Genomic DNA, 16,942 nt, shown 5'->3' with positions numbered 1-16,942 from the left:
TAACCTCTTTTTTAGTTTTTCCCTAAATAGGGGTTGACACTTCAACTCAAATGTGCGGCCGCTCTCACTACTGATTGGTTTTTAGAAGTAGTGAGAGCGGCCCTTGTAGTTAAAGAAGCATCTGCACGATGCAAATACAACTACAAGGAGATTTTTTTATGCTACAAAACCAAATCAAAACCATATTTAAAAGGGCACTGAAAAAGTCTGATTCTAAAAAAGAATTGGGCTTTTTTGTGAAAATTTCGGTCGCCCGGCAAAGGAACCAGAAATGATGTTTAAACTGCTTTTCCTGAAAAAACTGTACGATCTTTCTGACGAAGCCCTGATTAGCAGCGCCCAGACGGACATGGCATATAAATTTTTCCTTGACCTGGAACCAGAAGCAAAAATGATAGATCCCAGTCTTCTCACAAAATTCAGAAAAACTCGTATTACAGAAGATATTCTGGAAGAAATGTTAAAAGAAACCATTCAACAGGCTTTGGATAAAAATCTGATCAAATCGGGAACCATTATCGTTGATTCCACCCATACAATTGCTTCTGTCTGGGCAAAATCTCCAACGCAGATTCTGCGGGATATGAGCAAACAACTTCGGAAAGAGGTTTATAAAACAGCTTTTGAATTATCAGAGCGATTTCCTGAGAAACCCTCTTTGGAAGCAGGACTGGATGAAGAAATTGCCTATACTAGGGAACTACTCCAGGTTCTGGAGGAAGGAATAAAATCCTGTGGAAATAAAAAGATACAGAAACTTTCTCATGAAATGAAAGAACTACTAGAAGATGAGCGGCTCAAAGAGATCCGATCCAAAGATGATAAAGATGCACGGTTTGGACATAAAACGGCAACCAGTACGTTCTATGGATATAAGAATCATCTTGCGATGACTGAAGAACGTCTCATTGCGGGGATCACTGTAACAGATGGAGGAGCACCAGATGGGCAGGAATTACCAAAACTGATAGAAAACGCGAAGGAAAATGGAATAAAAGTTACAGAAGTTATAGGCGATATGGCATATGTCAGTGATGACAATCTGGAAGTCTGCGGAAAAGAGATTACATTGATTGCCAGAACCAATACAGCAGTAGCTGCTGCAGCAAACGGGAACCTTGAGGAAGGTTTCTGCTTTAATAAAGATGCTGGGATGCTGCAGTGTCCTGCCGGAGAGCTTTCCACGCGTGTAGAAAAAAGAACGGCAAAAAATGGGAATACTTATTTAAGATATATATTTAGCAAAGTAACGTGTCGGAAATGTCCCCAAAGAGAAAAATGCCGTGTAGGAAGATCAAACGCTAAAACAAGAAGCTACAGTATCACGCAAGCAAGCGAGAAAAATCTTGAAAGGCTTAAATTTGAAGAAAGCGAATATTTTCAGGAGCGAATGAAGATTCGGCACAGGATAGAAGAAAAGAATGGAGAACTAAAGGAAGCTCACGGTTTGCGTAAAGCAGATTCGAGAGGTTTATTTGCTATGCATCTGCAAATGTATTTTACGGCATTTACAGCAAATGTAAAACGAATAGTAAGATTAGATGAGCTGGCTATGGAGTAAACCATAGCTTTTTATGATTTTCCTAAGTAAAGATTTGAAAATAATATAAAAGAAAAACTTCCACTTAAGAAGAAATGGAAGTTTTTCAGTGCCCTTCAAATACAAGGGGTGTGGCACTTTTATCTGCATACACGAAACATAGTAATGTTTTATCTCCGCTTACTTTTTTTCTGAATTCCTTTCATTTTCCGTTTTGTTATGAATTGATAGTCTGTTCTGAATCCACAGGTTTCGTGGAGATCGTCAGTGATTTTCTGACGTTCATATACCGGCATGAAACCCTGTTCTTCTACATCTGCAAATTTTATGTCTTTTAAAATATGGAGCAATTGTTCTGTAGTATAAGTTCCTTTCAAAGCGCGGTTTAATAACCGGATTTGTATAGGACTGAGTGATATAAAAGGACTCGGAATTTTTTGATTTTGATGTTGTTATACGCACAATAATTACCGCTTCCACTGTTATAGTACATATCACTAAATATTACTATATAATAAAAATAAAAATTTGACAAAAAAATAAGCCTGTTTCAAGGCTTTGCGGTACTTTTTTGAATTTCAATGTGTCAAACTCCCGTGTAACAAGAAAATAAAAAAATATAAAGTTTTAGTTGTTGCCCGTTATCTTTTCTGATATAATAAGTCCAAATCTTAATACTCTGCCGTGATAAAATGTGAAACTGTCACGAAGGAGGCTAAAAGGAGAAACTACAAATGAAAGAAAAGAAAGAACGGGCCAAACGTCTGCCCACTTTTGCGGAATCGATCACACCGATCGTCGCAATGCTCCTGATCCTTACCATCGGAAAAGGCGTATTCGGCTACAGCACAGAGCCGCTTCTGATCATGGTAGCTGCAATCGCAGCATTTATCGCGTTCCGTGTAGGCATTACCTGGGATGAGATGATGGATGAGATCTGCACCAAGATCGCAAAGGGCATGCCTGCCATCCTGATTCTTGTATGTGTTGGCGCTATGGTTGGTACCTGGATGGCATCCGGTACCATTCCGATGATGATTTATTACGGCGTCCAGATCGTAAACCCGAAATTCATGCTGGTTACCGCGTTCCTGATCGAGGCAGTGGTTTCGGTTGTTACCGGTACCTCCTGGGGTTCCGTTGCAACCATGGGTGTTGCCCTGATGGGAATCGCAAGCGCCCTTGGCGTATCCCTTCCGGCTACTGCAGGCGCCTGCATCGCAGGTTCCTACTTTGGTGACAAGATGTCTCCGCTGTCCGATACCACAAACCTGGCTCCGATCGCGGCAGGCAGCACACTGTATGAGCATATCGGACATATGTTCTACACCACTGTCCCAGCAACCATCGTTTCCCTGGTGGTATATGCCATTGTTGGTATGAACGCAGATGTAAGCGCAGATATTACTTCTGACACCGTTACTACTTTATTAAGCCAGCTTTCTTCCATGTACAGCTGGAACCTGCTGATCATCATTCCGGTAGTGATCGTGCTGGGCGGCTCCCTGCTTCAGAAGCCAACCATTCCGGTTATGCTTCTTTCTACTTTTGTAGCAGGCTTGGAGAGTGTCTTCATTCAGCACGTAGCGTTAGGAGATGTGTTAAAGGCAACCGTAAACGGTTTTGATGTATCCATGATCCACCGTGCAGGATTTGACACCGAGACCTGTTCCGAGGCCGTAACCAAGCTGTTAAACCGCGGCGGTATGAACGGCATTATGAGCACCACACTTCTGGTATTCTGCGCATTCTGCTTCGCAGGTATCATGAGCCGGGCTGGCTGTCTGGATGTGGTACTCCAGAAGATCTTAAGCGTGGCAAAGAGTACCGGTGCGCTGATCACCGCAACCGTTGCAGCCTGCATTACCATGGCACTGACCACCGGTAACTCTTACCTTGCCATTCTGATTCCGGGCGAGATGTTCCGTGACGCTTACAAAGAGCGCGGGCTTGCGGCAAAGAACCTGTCCAGAACCCTTGAGGATGCCGGTACCGTAGTTGTACCGCTGATCCCGTGGTCCGCAGCAGGTGCTTACATGGCTTCCACCCTTGGCGTAGAGACTTTGGATTACCTTCCATGGGCAATCCTGTGCTACACCGGCTGGATTTTTGCAATCATCTGGGGCTTTACCGGATTTGGTATTGCCAAGCTCGATGATGAGAAGAAAAAGGAGAACTAAATACGATGTCCAGAGTGCTTTTGATTAAAAACGCGAATCTGTATGATCCGGATCCAAAAGGAATCCGTGATATCCTGATCGTAGATGAAAAAGTATTTTCTGTGGCAGAACACATCGATCCACCGGAACTTTCTGCTCCGGTGGAAGTTGTTTCTGCAGATGGAAAAATGGTAATTCCTGGTTATGTGGACCAGCATGTTCATGTGATTGGCGGGGGCGGCGCAAAGCTTCTGGTTACACGGCTTTCTTCCCTGCATGAGGAAGTGCGTGATGCTGTAAAGGCAGGGGTTCCGGTGGAAAAAGCCATCCGCATCTGCGGGGAGAACCCGGCCAGAGCCAACGGATTATTCCCGAAAAAGGGCTGCATCCGTCCGGGCAGCGACGCGGATCTTGTGATCCTGGATGAGGAATTTCTGGTAGATACGGTATTTGTCCGTGGACAGAAAATGGTGGAGTATGGAAAAGCACTGGTAAAAGGCACCTTTGAGACAGACTGACAGAAGCTTTGAAATAGAAAAGCGGAAAAGAAAGAGACAGGAGAATTGACATTATGATCAAGTTACTGAAAAACGCGAATGTGTACGCACCGGAGAAACTGGGAAAGAAAGATATCCTTATTGAGGGGGAAAAAATCCTTCTGATGCAGGATACTATTGAGGGATATGAAGGACTTCCGGGAGTGGAAACCTATGATCTGGAGGGAAAGACCGTTGTTCCGGCTTACATTGACATGCACGTGCATATCACAGGCGGCGGCGGAGAGCAGGGGCCGGCATCCCGTGTACCGGAATCCCAGCTCAGTGAATTCTTCAAAAATGGTATTACCACGGTAGTCGGACTTCTGGGAACCGATGGCGTAACCCGCAGTGTGGAAAATCTGGTCGCAAAAGCTCGCGCCCTGACCGAAGAGGGCATGACCGTGTACACTCTGACCAGTTCCTATGGTTACCCGCCGACCACCCTGACCGGAAGTGTAGAGCGCGATATCATCCTGGTTCCACCGATGATCGGTGTGAAGGTAGCGGTATCGGACCACAGAAGCTCCAACCCAGGCGGAGAAGAGCTGATCGCGCTGGCTACTGCAGCGCGCAGAGCCGGCTTACTCAGCAATACCCCTGGCCTGGTAACCATGCACATGGGTGACGGAGAGGGAAGACTGGATCCGATTTTCTATGTGCTGGATCATTCCGACGTTCCAGCCAAGAACCTGCTGCCGACCCACATCTTACGCAATCCTGGACTGATTGATGCCGGCGCGGATCTGGTGCGCCGTGGCGGCTACATTGACTGCACCGCCGGCGCCGATGATGTGGAGGTCGAATCCGATGCTCTGAAGCTCTATGAGCTGTTGCACCGCGAAGATGTGAGCCTGGATCATGTAACCATGTCCAGTGACGCGTTCGGAAGCCAGCCGCGCTTCAACGAAGAGGGCGAGTGCATTGGCCTGACCTACGCGTCCCCGAAGTATCTGCACCGTACCATCCAGATCCTGGTAAGAGAGGGCATGCCGCTGGAGGATGCCTTACAGCTTCTGACCAGCACTCCGGCCGTACTCCTTGGCAAAGAAGGAATCAAGGGCTGTGTAGCGGAAGGCGCAGACGCAGACCTTCTGGTACTGGATGAGAATCTCAACATCAACAGCCTGTTTGCCCGCGGCAAGGTCGCTGTGTGGGAGCAGGAAGTGAAGATGAAGGGCAGATTCGAGCAGTAAGGAAAAACATACAGGAGAAGGACTGTGATTGACTTATTGGTGGTGCTTCTGCTTATGGTGGTACCGGTACAGTTCCTGGTGTTATCATTGGTGCACTTCTGATGGGTGTTCTGAATCTTGGCATGAGTATCATGGGTATTGACCAGAATATCCAGAAGGTTGTTAAAGGTATGGTTCTTCTGGCAGCGGTTATCTTCGATGTTGTCAGCAAGAGAAAATCTTTTATCGTAAAATAATAATAGTCAGCGAATCAGGACAGCAGGTTTTCGGAGTGATCCGGAACCTGCTGTTTTTGGGTGTATATACTGTTGTTTTATGTGAGGTTATTTTGTCGGTTTTCGTGGTTTTATGGGGGATGTGCTTGTTTTTAGGAGAACGTTATATTATAATAAGGGCAAGTGACAGAAAATACGAAATTATGTTGTCGGGAGGCTGTAATGGGAAATACAGTAACGATCTGTTTTGCAAATAATAAGGGCGGCAGCGGAAAGTCCACCAGCTGTTCCAATGTGGGAGCGGCACTGGCCGGCATGGGTAAGAAGGTACTGATGGTAGACGGTGATATGCAGCTGAATCTTTCCCTTTCTTTTTTTTCGGAGGAAGAAGTGCTTGAGATGGCAGCAGGGGAAAAGAATCTCTACTATGCTATCGGTCATCAGTCGGATCTCAGCGATTTTATCGTGCATACGAAGTATGAGAATCTGGATCTGGTTCCGTCGTCTACGCTGATGAGCTCCGTGGAATATGAGCTTTTTACAAAATGGCAGAGAGAGTTTATCCTGCGGAAATGTCTGCAGAAGGTTAAAGATTCCGGAGTGTACGATTACATTCTCATTGATGCACCGCCTACTCTTGGCGGCTGGGTGATGAATATTTTATGTGCATCCGATTATGTTCTTGTTCCGGTAGAGGCAAGTCCGTGGGGTATGTTTGGTCTTGCAAATATGTTTGATTTCCTCAATGAAGTCAGGGAGATCGCTCCGGATTTAAAGGTTTTGGGAATCGTAGTAACCAAGGCAGATGCCAGAAAGAATTATTTCAAACAGACTATGGAAACACTGAAAGAAATGGAAGGAATCTATCTTTTCGAATCTTTTATCCGTGTAGACAGCTCCATCGAATGGTCCCAGGACAGCAGTGAACCAGTTGTGGAGTTCAAAAAAAGCAGCCGCAGCGCAAAAGAGTACATAGCATTGGCAGAGGAGGTAATGAATCGTGTCAGTAGGTAAAGCAAGCATCGCAAGAGCAGTAAATGCAGAAAAAGCATCCAAAACAGAAACAAAAACAGAGGTAAAAGAGGCTGAGGTTAAAGCAGCAGAGAAGCCGTCAGAGGTAAAAGCTGAAACAGCTGAAAAAGCGGCAGAAAAAACTACAGCAAAGAAAACAGCAGCCAAAGCTCCTGCAAAGAAGACCACAGCAAAGAAAGCAGCCGCAACAAAAACAACAGCAAAGAAAACCACTACCAGAAAAACAACAGCACGTAAAACCGCAGCAAAGAAAACAGCTGCAGCAGAAACAACAGGAACTGTAGCCCAGAACGTGATCAGCGGAGGAAACGCCGACGAACTCCAGGCCAAATTCCTCACCCCAAAGAAAGATGAGCCGGACAACAACCAGCCAGTAGGAATTAAAGACGAGCTTCCGGTTTATCTGCTGTAATCTTTGATTGAATTTTTTGAAAAGATAGTAATTGACAAATAAAAAGACTGCTATATATCTATATCACTATTGATAAGGTATACAGCAGCCTTTTATTTTGCCCTATAAAAATCTCAGTGGGACAGCGAAGCGCCTCCCTCGTATCTTTCTACATATTGTAATATGCAGCATACAATCCATTCTTCTCAAGCAGTTCAGCATGAGTGCCTCTTTCGGCGATACCCTCCTCTGTGATCACAATGATCTCATCCGCATCACGGATCGTAGAAAGCCGGTGCGCGATCGTAATGGTAGTACGATTTTTTGAAAGCTCCTCCAGACTCTTCTGGATCCAACGTTCGCTTTCGTTATCCAGAGCGCTGGTGGCCTCATCCAGGATCAGGATCGGAGGATTCTTAAGGAATACACGTGCAATGGAAATCCGCTGCTTCTGTCCGCCGGAAAGGCGTGTGCCACGTTCTCCGACATAAGTGTCGTATTTATCCGGAAGCTCCATGATAAAGTCATGGATACTCGCACATTTGGCGGCTTTGATGATCTCTTCATCGGAAGCTCCGGGCTTTCCGTAGGCAATATTATCCTTGATGGTTCCATCAAAAAGATAGACATCCTGCTGTACCATACCGATCTGGCTTCGAAGGCTCTTAAGAGTCAGCCCGCGGATATCCTTTCCGTCTACAGTAATGGAACCGCCGGTCACATCATAAAATCTGGGCAGGAGAGAGCAGATCGTGGTTTTTCCGCTTCCGGAAGGTCCCACCAGGGCAATGGATTTTCCAGCCGGGATATCAATAGAGATATCGGAAAGCACAGGAGTTTCATCATCGCTGTAATGAAAAGAAACATGGTCGTAACGCACATGTCCTTTCACGTCCGTAAGCTCCGCAGCGTTGTCTGCATCCCTGATCTCGGATTCTGTTTCCATCACATCCAGGAAACGGCGGAAACCGGAAAGACCCTTCTGCATCATTTCCACAAGTTCCACCAGGATCTGGATGGGGCTGATAAAGATTCCGATATACAGGGCATACATGGCAAGATCTGCAGTCTGCATTTCACCCTGAGCGATCAGATAGCCGCCGTAAACAAGAGTTACCAGGTACATCATGCCCTGGAAGAAAAGATTGGAACTCATGAAGCTTCCCATGCAGTGATAATTATCTCTTTTGGAAACAAGGAACGCTTCATTGCTTTTCTTAAATTTGGCACGTTCGATGTCCTCGTTTGCGAAGGACTGCACCACGCGGATTCCGGAAAGCGTATCCTGAAGACTGGCATTTACATCTCCGATCTTACGACGGTTTTCCATGAAGGTTTCCTGCATTTTTGCATTCTGGCGGAAGGAAAACACAAACATTACGATCACCAGGAGGATCAGCGGCAGTGCAAGCTTCTTGTTGATAAAGACCAGGAAGATAAAAGCACCGACGATCTTTACCAGAGAGATAAAAAGATTCTCAGGACCATGATGTGCAAACTCGGAAATATCAAAAAGGTCACTGACCAGCTTGCTCATCATCTGACCGGAATTATTCCTGCTGTAATAGGAAAAAGACAGCTCCTGGTAATGGTCAAAAAGCTCCCGGCGCATATCACGTTCCATCTTTGCACCCATCATATGTCCCTGATAGGTTACATAATATTTGCAGAGACTCTGCACAATGTACATAACAAAAAGAGAAGCTGCGATCACAGGGAGGGCATGAAGAATAATATCCTTATCCTGTGTAAAGAGAGTTTTTGTCATGGTACGAAGAATCTGGGGATAAGCAAGATCTACCAGACTGATAACGGCTGCACAGATCAGGTCAATAAAAAAGACCGCTTTGTACGGGCCGTAATAGTGGATGAATTTCTTGATGGTATTCATCGGAAAAAGTACCTCCGTTTTTATGAAATGTATAGTGTTGTCTGAGCAAAAAACATTGCTTCCGGACATTCTATGTTCATCTTATCATAAGTAAGAATAAAGTCAAGATAAGTGAATTTCCAGTCTGTTTCGTTTCTGCATACTTTCTGAGAATAGAAACTATACGGCCGCTGTTCACAGGAAATATTCCGCGAGGGATTGTTGGCAATGGAGCGGATAGTGATATGAGGAGATATCTTTTTTGGAAAAAATCAAATTACTCCTTGACACAGAAGAACAAAACCCGTATAGTGTATTTCAGATTTGGTGTGTAACTGATAAGCAGGCATTAACCAGTCATAAATGTTATTATTTTTATTTGACGTTTATGGGGGTTGGTGTCTTTTTTTGTTGCCCACTTAAAAGACTCCCGCTCCAAAACGTCGAAAGAAAAGGAGAGAGAACATGAAAGACAAGATTTTCGGAGTTTTGCAGCGAGTGGGACGTTCCTTTATGCTTCCCATAGCAATCCTTCCTGTGGCAGGCCTGCTTCTTGGATTCGGCAGTTCCTTCACAAATGAAACAACCATTGCAACCTACGGACTTCAGAAGCTTTTGGGAGACGGAACGATTTTACATGCACTCCTGATCATTATGAACAAAGTCGGAAGCGCGGTATTTGATAACCTGCCGCTGATCTTTGCAGTAGGTGTGGCCATCGGTATGGCAAAAAAAGAGAAAGAGGTAGCAGCTCTTTCTGCACTGATCGCTTACTTCGTTATGAATGTAGCCATCAATGGTATGCTGGTAGTAAATGGTAAGATCACAGCAGACGGACAGATCGCAAAAAGCGTTCTGGAAGGTACTGTAACCTCTGTCTGCGGCATTCAGTCCTTACAGATGGGTGTGTTTGGCGGTATCATCGTCGGCCTTGGTGTTGCAGCTTTGCACAACCGTTTTCATAAGATCGTGCTTCCAAACGCACTTTCCTTCTTCGGTGGTTCCAGATTTGTGCCCATCATTTCCACCATTGTATATATGTTTGTGGGAATCCTGATGTATTTCGTATGGCCGGCAGTCCAGAACGGTATTTATGCTCTGGGCGGTCTTGTAACAGGCAGCGGCTATATCGGAACTCTGATCTTCGGTATTATCAAACGTGCGCTGATCCCCTTCGGACTTCATCACGTATTTTATATGCCATTCTGGCAGACAGCCGTTGGCGGGACTATGGAGGTTGCAGGCCAGATGGTACAGGGCGGACAGAACATCTTTTTCGCCCAGCTTGCAGATTCCGCAAATGTAGCGCATTTCAGTGCTGATGCAACAAGATATTTTTCCGGAGAGTTCATTTTCATGATTTTCGGTCTTCCGGGAGCGGCTCTTGCCATGTACCGCTGTGCAAAGCCTGAGAAGAAAAAAGCAGCAGGCGGACTTCTTCTTTCAGCAGCCCTTGCATGTATGCTTACAGGAATCACAGAGCCACTGGAGTTTTCCTTCCTGTTTGTAGCTCCTGCATTGTTTGCGGTACAGGTTGTTCTTGCAGGCGCGGCTTATATGATCGCACATATGCTGAACATTGCAGTAGGACTTACCTTCTCCGGCGGTTTCCTTGATCTGTTCCTGTTCGGAATCCTTCAGGGAAATGCAAAGACAAGCTGGCTTAGGATTATCCCGGTTGGTATCATTTACTTTATTCTCTACTATGTGATCTTCACCTTCCTGATCAAAAAGTTCAACTTCAAGACTCCGGGACGTGAGGATGACGACACAGAAACAAAGCTTTATACAAAAGCAGATGTAAACGCAAGAAAAGAAGCCGGAAAAGGCGGTGAAGCAGCAGGAAGCACATCCGCAGACCCGGTAAGCGAAGCCATCACAGCCGGCCTTGGAGGAAAGAAAAACATCAGTGATGTGGACTGCTGTGCAACAAGACTCCGTATCACCGTCCATGATGCAGCAAGAGTCAACGACGATATTCTGAAAACAACAGGTTCCAGAGGAATCGTGAAAAAAGGCCAGGGTGTCCAGATCATCTACGGTCCGCAGGTAACTGTGATCAAATCCAAGCTGGAGGATTATCTGGAGACAGCGCCGAATGAATATTTTGAAGGTGCAAATGAGACAGAAACAGACAATGCGGAAAATCAGGCTCAGTTTGATACAGAGCGCATAGCAGAAAGTACAGGTGAGGCTGTTCAGAACACAGCTCCGACATCCGAAGCCAACACGCAGCCGGAGAAAAAGGTCCTCAGAACAGCTATCGTCTACAGCCCGGTAACCGGTATCGCAGCAGACCTTTCCACAGCGCCGGATGAAGGCTTCGCAGAAGGAATGATGGGAGAGGGTGCGGTAGTCACACCGAAGGATCCGGTGATCTGTGCTCCGGAAGACGGCGAGGTAGAGTTTATTTTTGACACAAAGCATGCTATCGGATTCCAGACAGATACAGATCTTCCAATGCTTCTCCATATCGGAATTGACACTGTAAAGCTGGAAGGTAAAGGTTTCGAGATCCTGGTAGAGCAGGGACAGCATGTAAAAAAAGGCGAGCCGTTGATGAAGATTGACATCCCATATCTTACAGAAAACGCTCCGTCCTTATGTTCTCCGATCCTTTGCACAGAGATCGAGGATAATCAGAGAGTACGCCTTCTTGCCAATGGAGAGATCAAGGCAGGAGAGCCGCTGTTCGCAGTAGAGACTGTGGAAGAATAAGAAATTTTTCAGCAATAATATAGATGATTGGTTTTGTGAAAAGCGCGCCTAATGCCCGGGCGCGCTTTTCCTGTGGCAAAGAAAACAACTGTCTGTCAGAAGGGCTTTACACAAAAGAAAGATTCTGTTACGATAAAGAAAATCAACAGCTGCAGACAAAAATGCCGACTGAAAATCCGGGGCAGACAGTGGTGGAATGTGGAAAAGCAGCAGGATATATAAAAATGGTGGGGAAAAAGATGTACAGAGTGAGCAAGGTATTGAACAATAACGGCATCATTGCCATAGATATGGAAGAAAACCAGGAATATGTGCTTCTGGGAAAAGGTGTGGGATTTGGAAAGAAGGTCAGCCAGCGTTTTGAGGCTCCGGCAGACTGTACCCTTTACAGGCTGGCTCAGGAGACAGAACGTGGCTCAGCAAAAGAACTGGCAAAGAGCGTAGCACCGGAATTTCTGGAGATCGCAGATGAGATATTGAGAGAAGCTGAGAAGACCTTTGGGGATACCATAGACAGAAGGATCCTGTTTTCCCTTGCTGATCATATTTCCTTTGCAGTGGGACGTATCCGGAATCATGAGCAGATCAGCAATCCCCTGACGGATGATATCAAGGTGCTTTTTTACAGCGAATTCAAGGTGGCGGAGGTATTGAAGAAGATCCTGAAGGAGCGGATGGATATTGAGATCGACGAGCATGAGGTGGGATATGTGGCACTTCATATTCACTCAGCACTTGGAGATGAGAATGTGTCTGTTGCCATGCAGACAGCAAGAACGGTGCGGGAATGTATCGCCATGATCGAGATGGCCACAGGAAGAAAGATCGATGTGATCTCCCTGTCCTACAACCGTATGATGAACCATATCAAATATATGGTAGCTCGTGTCTCCACAGGGGAGACGCTGAAGCTGGATATGAATGAATATATAGAAGAAAAATATCCGGAATCCTACAGAATCGCAGAGGATGTCTGCGAGAGTCTGGGCAAAAGCCTTGGGAAAAAGCTGGACCCTATCGAGATCGGTTATCTTGCCATGCATATTGAGCGGACAGTGGAGCAATAAATATAAATGGCTGATTCGCCTCAGGGATTTACACAATAAATTCAATAGCTTTTTTGACAGCAGTACTCATGGCAGTACTGCTGTTTGTGACTAAGCAGACCTCTCTCTGAGGGAGCGGCTCCTTAAGCTGAAGGGCAAAAATCTTCCCGTCATTGATCACTTCCCGGGCAAGGGGCTCGGGGTAAAAGCCGATTCCCAGATTGTGGACGATCATGGGAAGGACCTGGTCTGTAGTTGCTGCCTCGATGTCAGGATGAAAAGAAACACGGTTTTCCATAAAGTAATTCATATACATTTCTCTGGTGCTGGTCCCTTCCGCAAGACCTACAAAGGGCAGATCCTGAAGCTCATGGATGCTGATAGGGGCAGTGGTCAGATCCTTATATTTGCTTCCGCATACAAGGATCTCCCGGTAACGCAGGAGACTTTTTTTCTGTAAAGGTTTGCGGATGGAGATCGGAGTGGTGACAATAGCGAAATCCACCGCATAATTTTTCAGTGCCTGTACTGCCTGAGGAGTAGAATGGTTAAAGAGGCGCAGGCGAACATGGGGATATTGCTCGCGGAACAGCTCCAGCTTTTCCAGAAGGATCAGACGCAGGGCATTTTCGCTGGCGCCGATGGAAACCAGACCATGCTCCAGCTCTCCGTTCTGGCGGATCTCCTCCTCGCCGATGGACAGCTGCTCAAAAGCCAGGGCAACGTGTTCATAAAGCTGGCGGCCTTCCGGTGTAAGTGCGATTCCCTTGTTGGAGCGGAGAAAGAGCGTACATTTCAGCTCCTGCTCCAGGTTGTTCATACAGCGGGTGATATTTGGCTGATTGTTGTGAAGAGCTCTTGCTGCCTTGGTAAAGCTCTTATACTGGGCTACATAATAAAAGATCCGGTAGTAGTCGTAAGTGATCATGTATTGTCTCCATCCTGTGATATGATTTTAATATGTTTACGATATTAATAATACTTTTTACATTTGCTTCTGAGCAAACTATAATACACCCGAGGAAAAAAATCAATGACAGGAGTGATTTAGAGTGGTTTCAGGAGGCAGAAAGCTGCAGAGCGCAGACCGGCAGATGTCAGAAGCTTTTATCACAAGTGTATTTCTGGCAATGTCCGGCGGATTTCAGGATGCCTACACATACTTTACAAGAGATGAGGTGTTTTCCAACGCCCAGACAGGCAACGTGGTTCTGATGAGCCAAAATTTTATGACAGGACAGTGGGGAGAGGGCTTAAGGTACCTGTTCCCTGTTTTAGCCTTTGCCATTGGTGTTGTAGCGGCGGAGCGGATCCAGAGTACCTTTAAATATGCAAAAAAACTTCACTGGAGGCAGATGATCCTGCTGATCGAGATCCTGATCCTTTTTGCGGTGGGATTTATGCCGGGAGAATTGGATATGCTAGCAACCGTACTGGTATCCTTTTCCTGCGCCATGCAGGTACAGACCTTCCGGAAGGTGGGCGGTTATTCCTATGCAAGCACCATGTGCATCGGAAATTTACGAAGCGGCACGGCGGCGTTGTCCGTGTATTGTCGTGAAAAACGTCCGGAACAGTTGAAGCAGGCTCTTTATTATTTCGGAATAATTTTCTTTTTTGCCATTGGAGCCGGTGGCGGAGGAAATCTGTCCATGAGGCTGGGGATCCCGGCAATCTGGGTATCGGATGTTTTGCTTCTGATCAGCTTTATTCTGATGTTTTCCAGTAAACATAGAGATTAGAAAGGGTGAGGAATTGTGGAAAACAGCACATTATTCCCAAGAGAGGAAAAGGCGGAGCTTTTATTTGAAAAGATCCTGAAGGATCCGGAGGCGTGCAGACGGCTGACGGAGACCTTCTATGAATCCATGGATGCGGATACAGACATAGAATGCGGATATCTTCCTCCGGAAAAATTCGCCTATGCATTGCTGGACGCATATAAAAACCGTGATTTGACTGCTCTCCTTATGGCGATCTGCCAGAACAGTATGTTTGATCTTCTGCGAAATTCTTTTCTGGCACCGTTCAGGTTCAATGCAGATGGACAGGAGAATCCGGTATTTCTCACAGATGAAAAAGGAAATTTTCTGCGGGAAAAGGGAATCCATGTAAGTGACAGGGATTACGACCGATTTCGCAGGATATACAGGGAGAAACCTGGTGTAAAGATGTATCTGGCGTATGGCTACCGGAAGCGACATGCCTATGATGAAGCTACCATGGAAGTAGAAGAGTACAAAATGGGCGAACATATCGGTGTGCTGCTGGTGTATGAGCTTCCGGACAGCGTAAGGGAAAAAGAAACGGAGGCACAGGCCTATGCGGCTGTATGGGATATCATGATGGCAATTCAGAAGAAGCTTCCAAGAGCTTTTGTGTATTATGGGCAGGATTCTGTGGAGGATGGTGGAAAACGTTATGACGGACTGGGCGTTTTTCTCCCCATCCATAAATTTGCGGACCGCCTGGAAAAAATGATCGGGATCGCGGATGAGATCGTAATGAAATAGAATGTACAAAAAAGGACTGCTTTTGTATTGCTCCGGTTATCAGAAGGATAGTTGATGACCGGAAGCTACAGAAAGCAGTCCTTTTTGTATGCCCATCAGGTGCAGTAGCGGAACATTTTGTCCGTAAGGATCCTGGCGAAAATAAGGCCCAGGGGAAGAGCAACGATGATCAGGATCGCAGCTGCAAACCAGGAGGCGGAAACATTCAGGGACATGATCCCCAGATTGTAGATTGCCCGGTAGAGATAAAGTCCGGGAACCATGATCACAATGGATGGTACGGTAATGGAAATCCTGGGATATCCCACTTTGGTTTTGATGAGGGAGGCCAGAAGTCCGGCTGTCAGTGCTCCGAAAAAAGCCGCGGCAGCAGGTGGGAAACCGGCAAGATCAACAAGCTCCAGACGCAAAGTGTTGGACAGTGCGCCGATGAAGGCGGCAGCTGCGGCTAGACGGACAGGGCTGTTGAACATGACCGAAAAGCCGAATACCCCGCAGAAGCTTGCCAGAAGCCGGAACAGGATCCTCTGAGCTGTCGAAAGCTCCAGAGGCAGGAAATCCACAGGCTTCAGATGAAGAAGCAGTGCCATCAGCCAGGCAGAGACAGCAGCCACCATTACAACAATAATGGCGTAGGCCAGTCGTTCCAGACCGGAACGCATATCCAGCTTGGCAAGGTCGATCCCGCTTGTGATAAACGGAAAGCCCGGAATGATAAACAGCATGGAACAGATGTATCCGGCCTCATGCTGGACGGAAATGTGGAACAGAAGCTCTGCCAGCTTCAGGAAGCCTGCATATACAAGACAGGCTGAGAAAACAGAAACTGCAATGCACATAAACAGAGTAAAATGATGCTTGCCAAGCTTGCAGCGGATGGCGTTTCCGATGCCTGCGCCTGCAAAAGCCAGGATCATTTCCAGCGGGCCACCGCCCAGAAGAAAAGTAAATGCACCACAGGCCAGTGCAGAAGCCAGTCCCAGGGCTGCAGGGGAATAAAGCCCGTGGATCCGCTCGATCTCATCTAACTGACTGTGCAGTGCTTCACCGCTCATATGGATACCCTCCGCAGGAAAATCACTGACAAAATGTTCCAGCCTGTTCAGTCTGGAAGTATTTACGCCGGTGGTAGTCAGACTAAGTGTATGGGAAAAACTGCTCTCACCGTCAAAGCAGGTGTAGCTTATGGACATCAGTCCGATATCTGCGGAACAGGTGATACCAAGTGCTTCTGACAATGTATTCATGGAACTCCGTACCCGCCAGGCACCGGTCCCACAGGAGAGAAGCATCATGCCTGTACGGCCGATCAGGGAAGCTTTTTCGGAAAGAGAAGCCTCGGTGATGGGCTGGCTGTTCCTGGCGCTTACGTAGTTGTGCCAGGGGATTTTCATATGATTACGTTTAACCGGAATATCTGACACAGAAATCACTTCTTTCTATATATTAAAATCATATAGTTACTATTATAAATATATATAATAACTATAATCAGATATATTGTAGCCATTATTCTGAAAAAGTCAAGTATAGATGGAGTAAAATCTGACAGTACCAAAACGTCACTGTTAAAGATTTATCATTTTTTTGCGGAAAATGAATTTTTTTGGTTGCTTTTACGTACAATTTATGTATAATTGTGGATAGGGATGTTGGAATGACCAATTCCTATGGCAGGATGACAAAAACCTGCAGCAGTAGGTGGCTATCATAATTACTATTAAAG

General features: G+C 46.2%; 12 protein-coding genes and 3 pseudogenes. 11 read left to right on the top strand and 4 right to left on the bottom strand.

The genetic code is table 11. The features are described from left to right. Positions 1 to 232: 232 nt before the first annotated feature. Positions 233 to 1,561: pseudogene (locus tag CCC70_RS05815) on the top strand (IS1182 family transposase); the annotation flags it as partial. A gap of 149 nt (positions 1,562 to 1,710) precedes the next feature. On the opposite strand, the pseudogene CCC70_RS16675 reads toward CCC70_RS05815, so the two are convergent. Continuing rightward, a pseudogene (locus tag CCC70_RS16675) lies at positions 1,711 to 1,938 on the bottom strand (IS1634 family transposase); the annotation flags it as partial. 336 nt (positions 1,939 to 2,274) lie between these two features. Here CCC70_RS16675 and nhaC point away from each other — a divergent pair. From nhaC to CCC70_RS05785, 6 genes and pseudogenes are all read left to right on the top strand, one after another. Continuing rightward, a complete protein-coding gene (nhaC, locus tag CCC70_RS05810; RefSeq protein WP_015526033.1) occupies positions 2,275 to 3,720 on the top strand; it encodes a Na+/H+ antiporter NhaC in 1,446 nt (481 codons plus the stop codon). A 5-nt stretch (positions 3,721 to 3,725) separates the two neighbouring features. After that, the gene (locus CCC70_RS05805) at positions 3,726 to 4,217 is read left to right on the top strand and encodes an amidohydrolase family protein (RefSeq protein ID WP_015526032.1); all 492 of its coding nucleotides are present in this window, start codon (positions 3,726 to 3,728) and stop codon (positions 4,215 to 4,217) included. A gap of 53 nt (positions 4,218 to 4,270) precedes the next feature. Beyond that, positions 4,271 to 5,431 (top strand): beta-aspartyl-peptidase, encoded by a 1,161-nt coding sequence (gene iadA / locus CCC70_RS05800; protein ID WP_015526031.1) that lies wholly within the window; start codon positions 4,271 to 4,273, stop codon positions 5,429 to 5,431. 35 nt (positions 5,432 to 5,466) lie between these two features. Then, positions 5,467 to 5,667: pseudogene (locus tag CCC70_RS05795) on the top strand (sugar ABC transporter permease); the annotation flags it as partial. A gap of 201 nt (positions 5,668 to 5,868) precedes the next feature. Further along, positions 5,869 to 6,660 (top strand): ParA family protein, encoded by a 792-nt coding sequence (locus tag CCC70_RS05790; protein ID WP_015526030.1) that lies wholly within the window; start codon positions 5,869 to 5,871, stop codon positions 6,658 to 6,660. After that, a complete protein-coding gene (locus CCC70_RS05785) occupies positions 6,647 to 7,090 on the top strand; it encodes a hypothetical protein (RefSeq protein WP_021650455.1) in 444 nt (147 codons plus the stop codon). The genes CCC70_RS05790 and CCC70_RS05785 overlap by 14 nt, the downstream gene beginning before the upstream one ends. A gap of 148 nt (positions 7,091 to 7,238) precedes the next feature. On the opposite strand, the gene CCC70_RS05780 is transcribed toward CCC70_RS05785, so the two are convergent. Further along, the gene (locus CCC70_RS05780; protein WP_118368624.1) at positions 7,239 to 8,960 is read right to left on the bottom strand and encodes an ABC transporter ATP-binding protein; all 1,722 of its coding nucleotides are present in this window, start codon (positions 8,958 to 8,960) and stop codon (positions 7,239 to 7,241) included. A 444-nt stretch (positions 8,961 to 9,404) separates the two neighbouring features. Here CCC70_RS05780 and CCC70_RS05775 point away from each other — a divergent pair, with 444 nt between their 5' ends. After that, positions 9,405 to 11,657 carry a PTS transporter subunit IIABC gene (locus CCC70_RS05775; protein ID WP_287084428.1) on the top strand — a complete coding sequence of 751 codons (2,253 nt, stop codon included), beginning with the start codon at positions 9,405 to 9,407 and terminating at the stop codon, positions 11,655 to 11,657. A gap of 239 nt (positions 11,658 to 11,896) precedes the next feature. Continuing rightward, on the top strand, positions 11,897 to 12,724 hold the full coding sequence (locus tag CCC70_RS05770) for a PRD domain-containing protein (RefSeq protein ID WP_118752825.1): 828 nt from the start codon (positions 11,897 to 11,899) through the stop codon (positions 12,722 to 12,724). Between the two features lie 28 nt (positions 12,725 to 12,752). Here CCC70_RS05770 and CCC70_RS05765 read toward each other — a convergent pair whose 3' ends face one another. Then, entirely contained in the window at positions 12,753 to 13,631 is an 879-nt protein-coding gene (locus tag CCC70_RS05765) for a LysR family transcriptional regulator (protein WP_015526026.1), read from the bottom strand. 166 nt (positions 13,632 to 13,797) lie between these two features. On the opposite strand from CCC70_RS05765, the gene CCC70_RS05760 reads away from it, so the two are divergent. Together CCC70_RS05760 and CCC70_RS05755 are read left to right on the top strand one after the other, a co-directional pair. Beyond that, the gene (locus tag CCC70_RS05760) at positions 13,798 to 14,445 is read left to right on the top strand and encodes a YoaK family protein (RefSeq protein WP_118752824.1); all 648 of its coding nucleotides are present in this window, start codon (positions 13,798 to 13,800) and stop codon (positions 14,443 to 14,445) included. A 15-nt stretch (positions 14,446 to 14,460) separates the two neighbouring features. Then, on the top strand, positions 14,461 to 15,216 hold the full coding sequence (locus tag CCC70_RS05755) for a DUF4866 domain-containing protein (RefSeq protein WP_021650449.1): 756 nt from the start codon (positions 14,461 to 14,463) through the stop codon (positions 15,214 to 15,216). A gap of 95 nt (positions 15,217 to 15,311) precedes the next feature. Here CCC70_RS05755 and CCC70_RS05750 read toward each other — a convergent pair whose 3' ends face one another. Further along, positions 15,312 to 16,610 carry a threonine/serine ThrE exporter family protein gene (locus CCC70_RS05750; RefSeq protein WP_287084692.1) on the bottom strand — a complete coding sequence of 433 codons (1,299 nt, stop codon included), beginning with the start codon at positions 16,608 to 16,610 and terminating at the stop codon, positions 15,312 to 15,314. Positions 16,611 to 16,942: the final 332 nt, after the last annotated feature.

This window comes from Blautia sp. LMAG:89, assembly GCF_008679485.1.
GTDB lineage: Bacteria > Bacillota > Clostridia > Lachnospirales > Lachnospiraceae > Blautia_A > Blautia_A fusiformis.
Note: the sequence above shows the minus strand (reverse complement) of the source record. Positions and strands in the feature narration are given on the sequence as shown.

Excerpts from the sequence above, each read along its gene's own strand:
- nhaC (WP_015526033.1), top strand. The coding sequence starts at position 2,275 with ATGAAAGAAAAGAAAGAACGGGCCAAACGTCTGCCCACTTTTGCGGAA.
- CCC70_RS05805 (WP_015526032.1), top strand. The coding sequence starts at position 3,726 with ATGTCCAGAGTGCTTTTGATTAAAAACGCGAATCTGTATGATCCGGAT.
- iadA (WP_015526031.1), top strand. The coding sequence starts at position 4,271 with ATGATCAAGTTACTGAAAAACGCGAATGTGTACGCACCGGAGAAACTG.
- CCC70_RS05790 (WP_015526030.1), top strand. The coding sequence starts at position 5,869 with ATGGGAAATACAGTAACGATCTGTTTTGCAAATAATAAGGGCGGCAGC.
- CCC70_RS05780 (WP_118368624.1), bottom strand. The coding sequence starts at position 8,960 with ATGAATACCATCAAGAAATTCATCCACTATTACGGCCCGTACAAAGCG.
- CCC70_RS05775 (WP_287084428.1), top strand. The coding sequence starts at position 9,405 with ATGAAAGACAAGATTTTCGGAGTTTTGCAGCGAGTGGGACGTTCCTTT.
- CCC70_RS05770 (WP_118752825.1), top strand. The coding sequence starts at position 11,897 with ATGTACAGAGTGAGCAAGGTATTGAACAATAACGGCATCATTGCCATA.
- CCC70_RS05765 (WP_015526026.1), bottom strand. The coding sequence starts at position 13,631 with ATGATCACTTACGACTACTACCGGATCTTTTATTATGTAGCCCAGTAT.
- CCC70_RS05760 (WP_118752824.1), top strand. The coding sequence starts at position 13,798 with ATGTCAGAAGCTTTTATCACAAGTGTATTTCTGGCAATGTCCGGCGGA.
- CCC70_RS05750 (WP_287084692.1), bottom strand. The coding sequence starts at position 16,610 with ATGAAAATCCCCTGGCACAACTACGTAAGCGCCAGGAACAGCCAGCCC.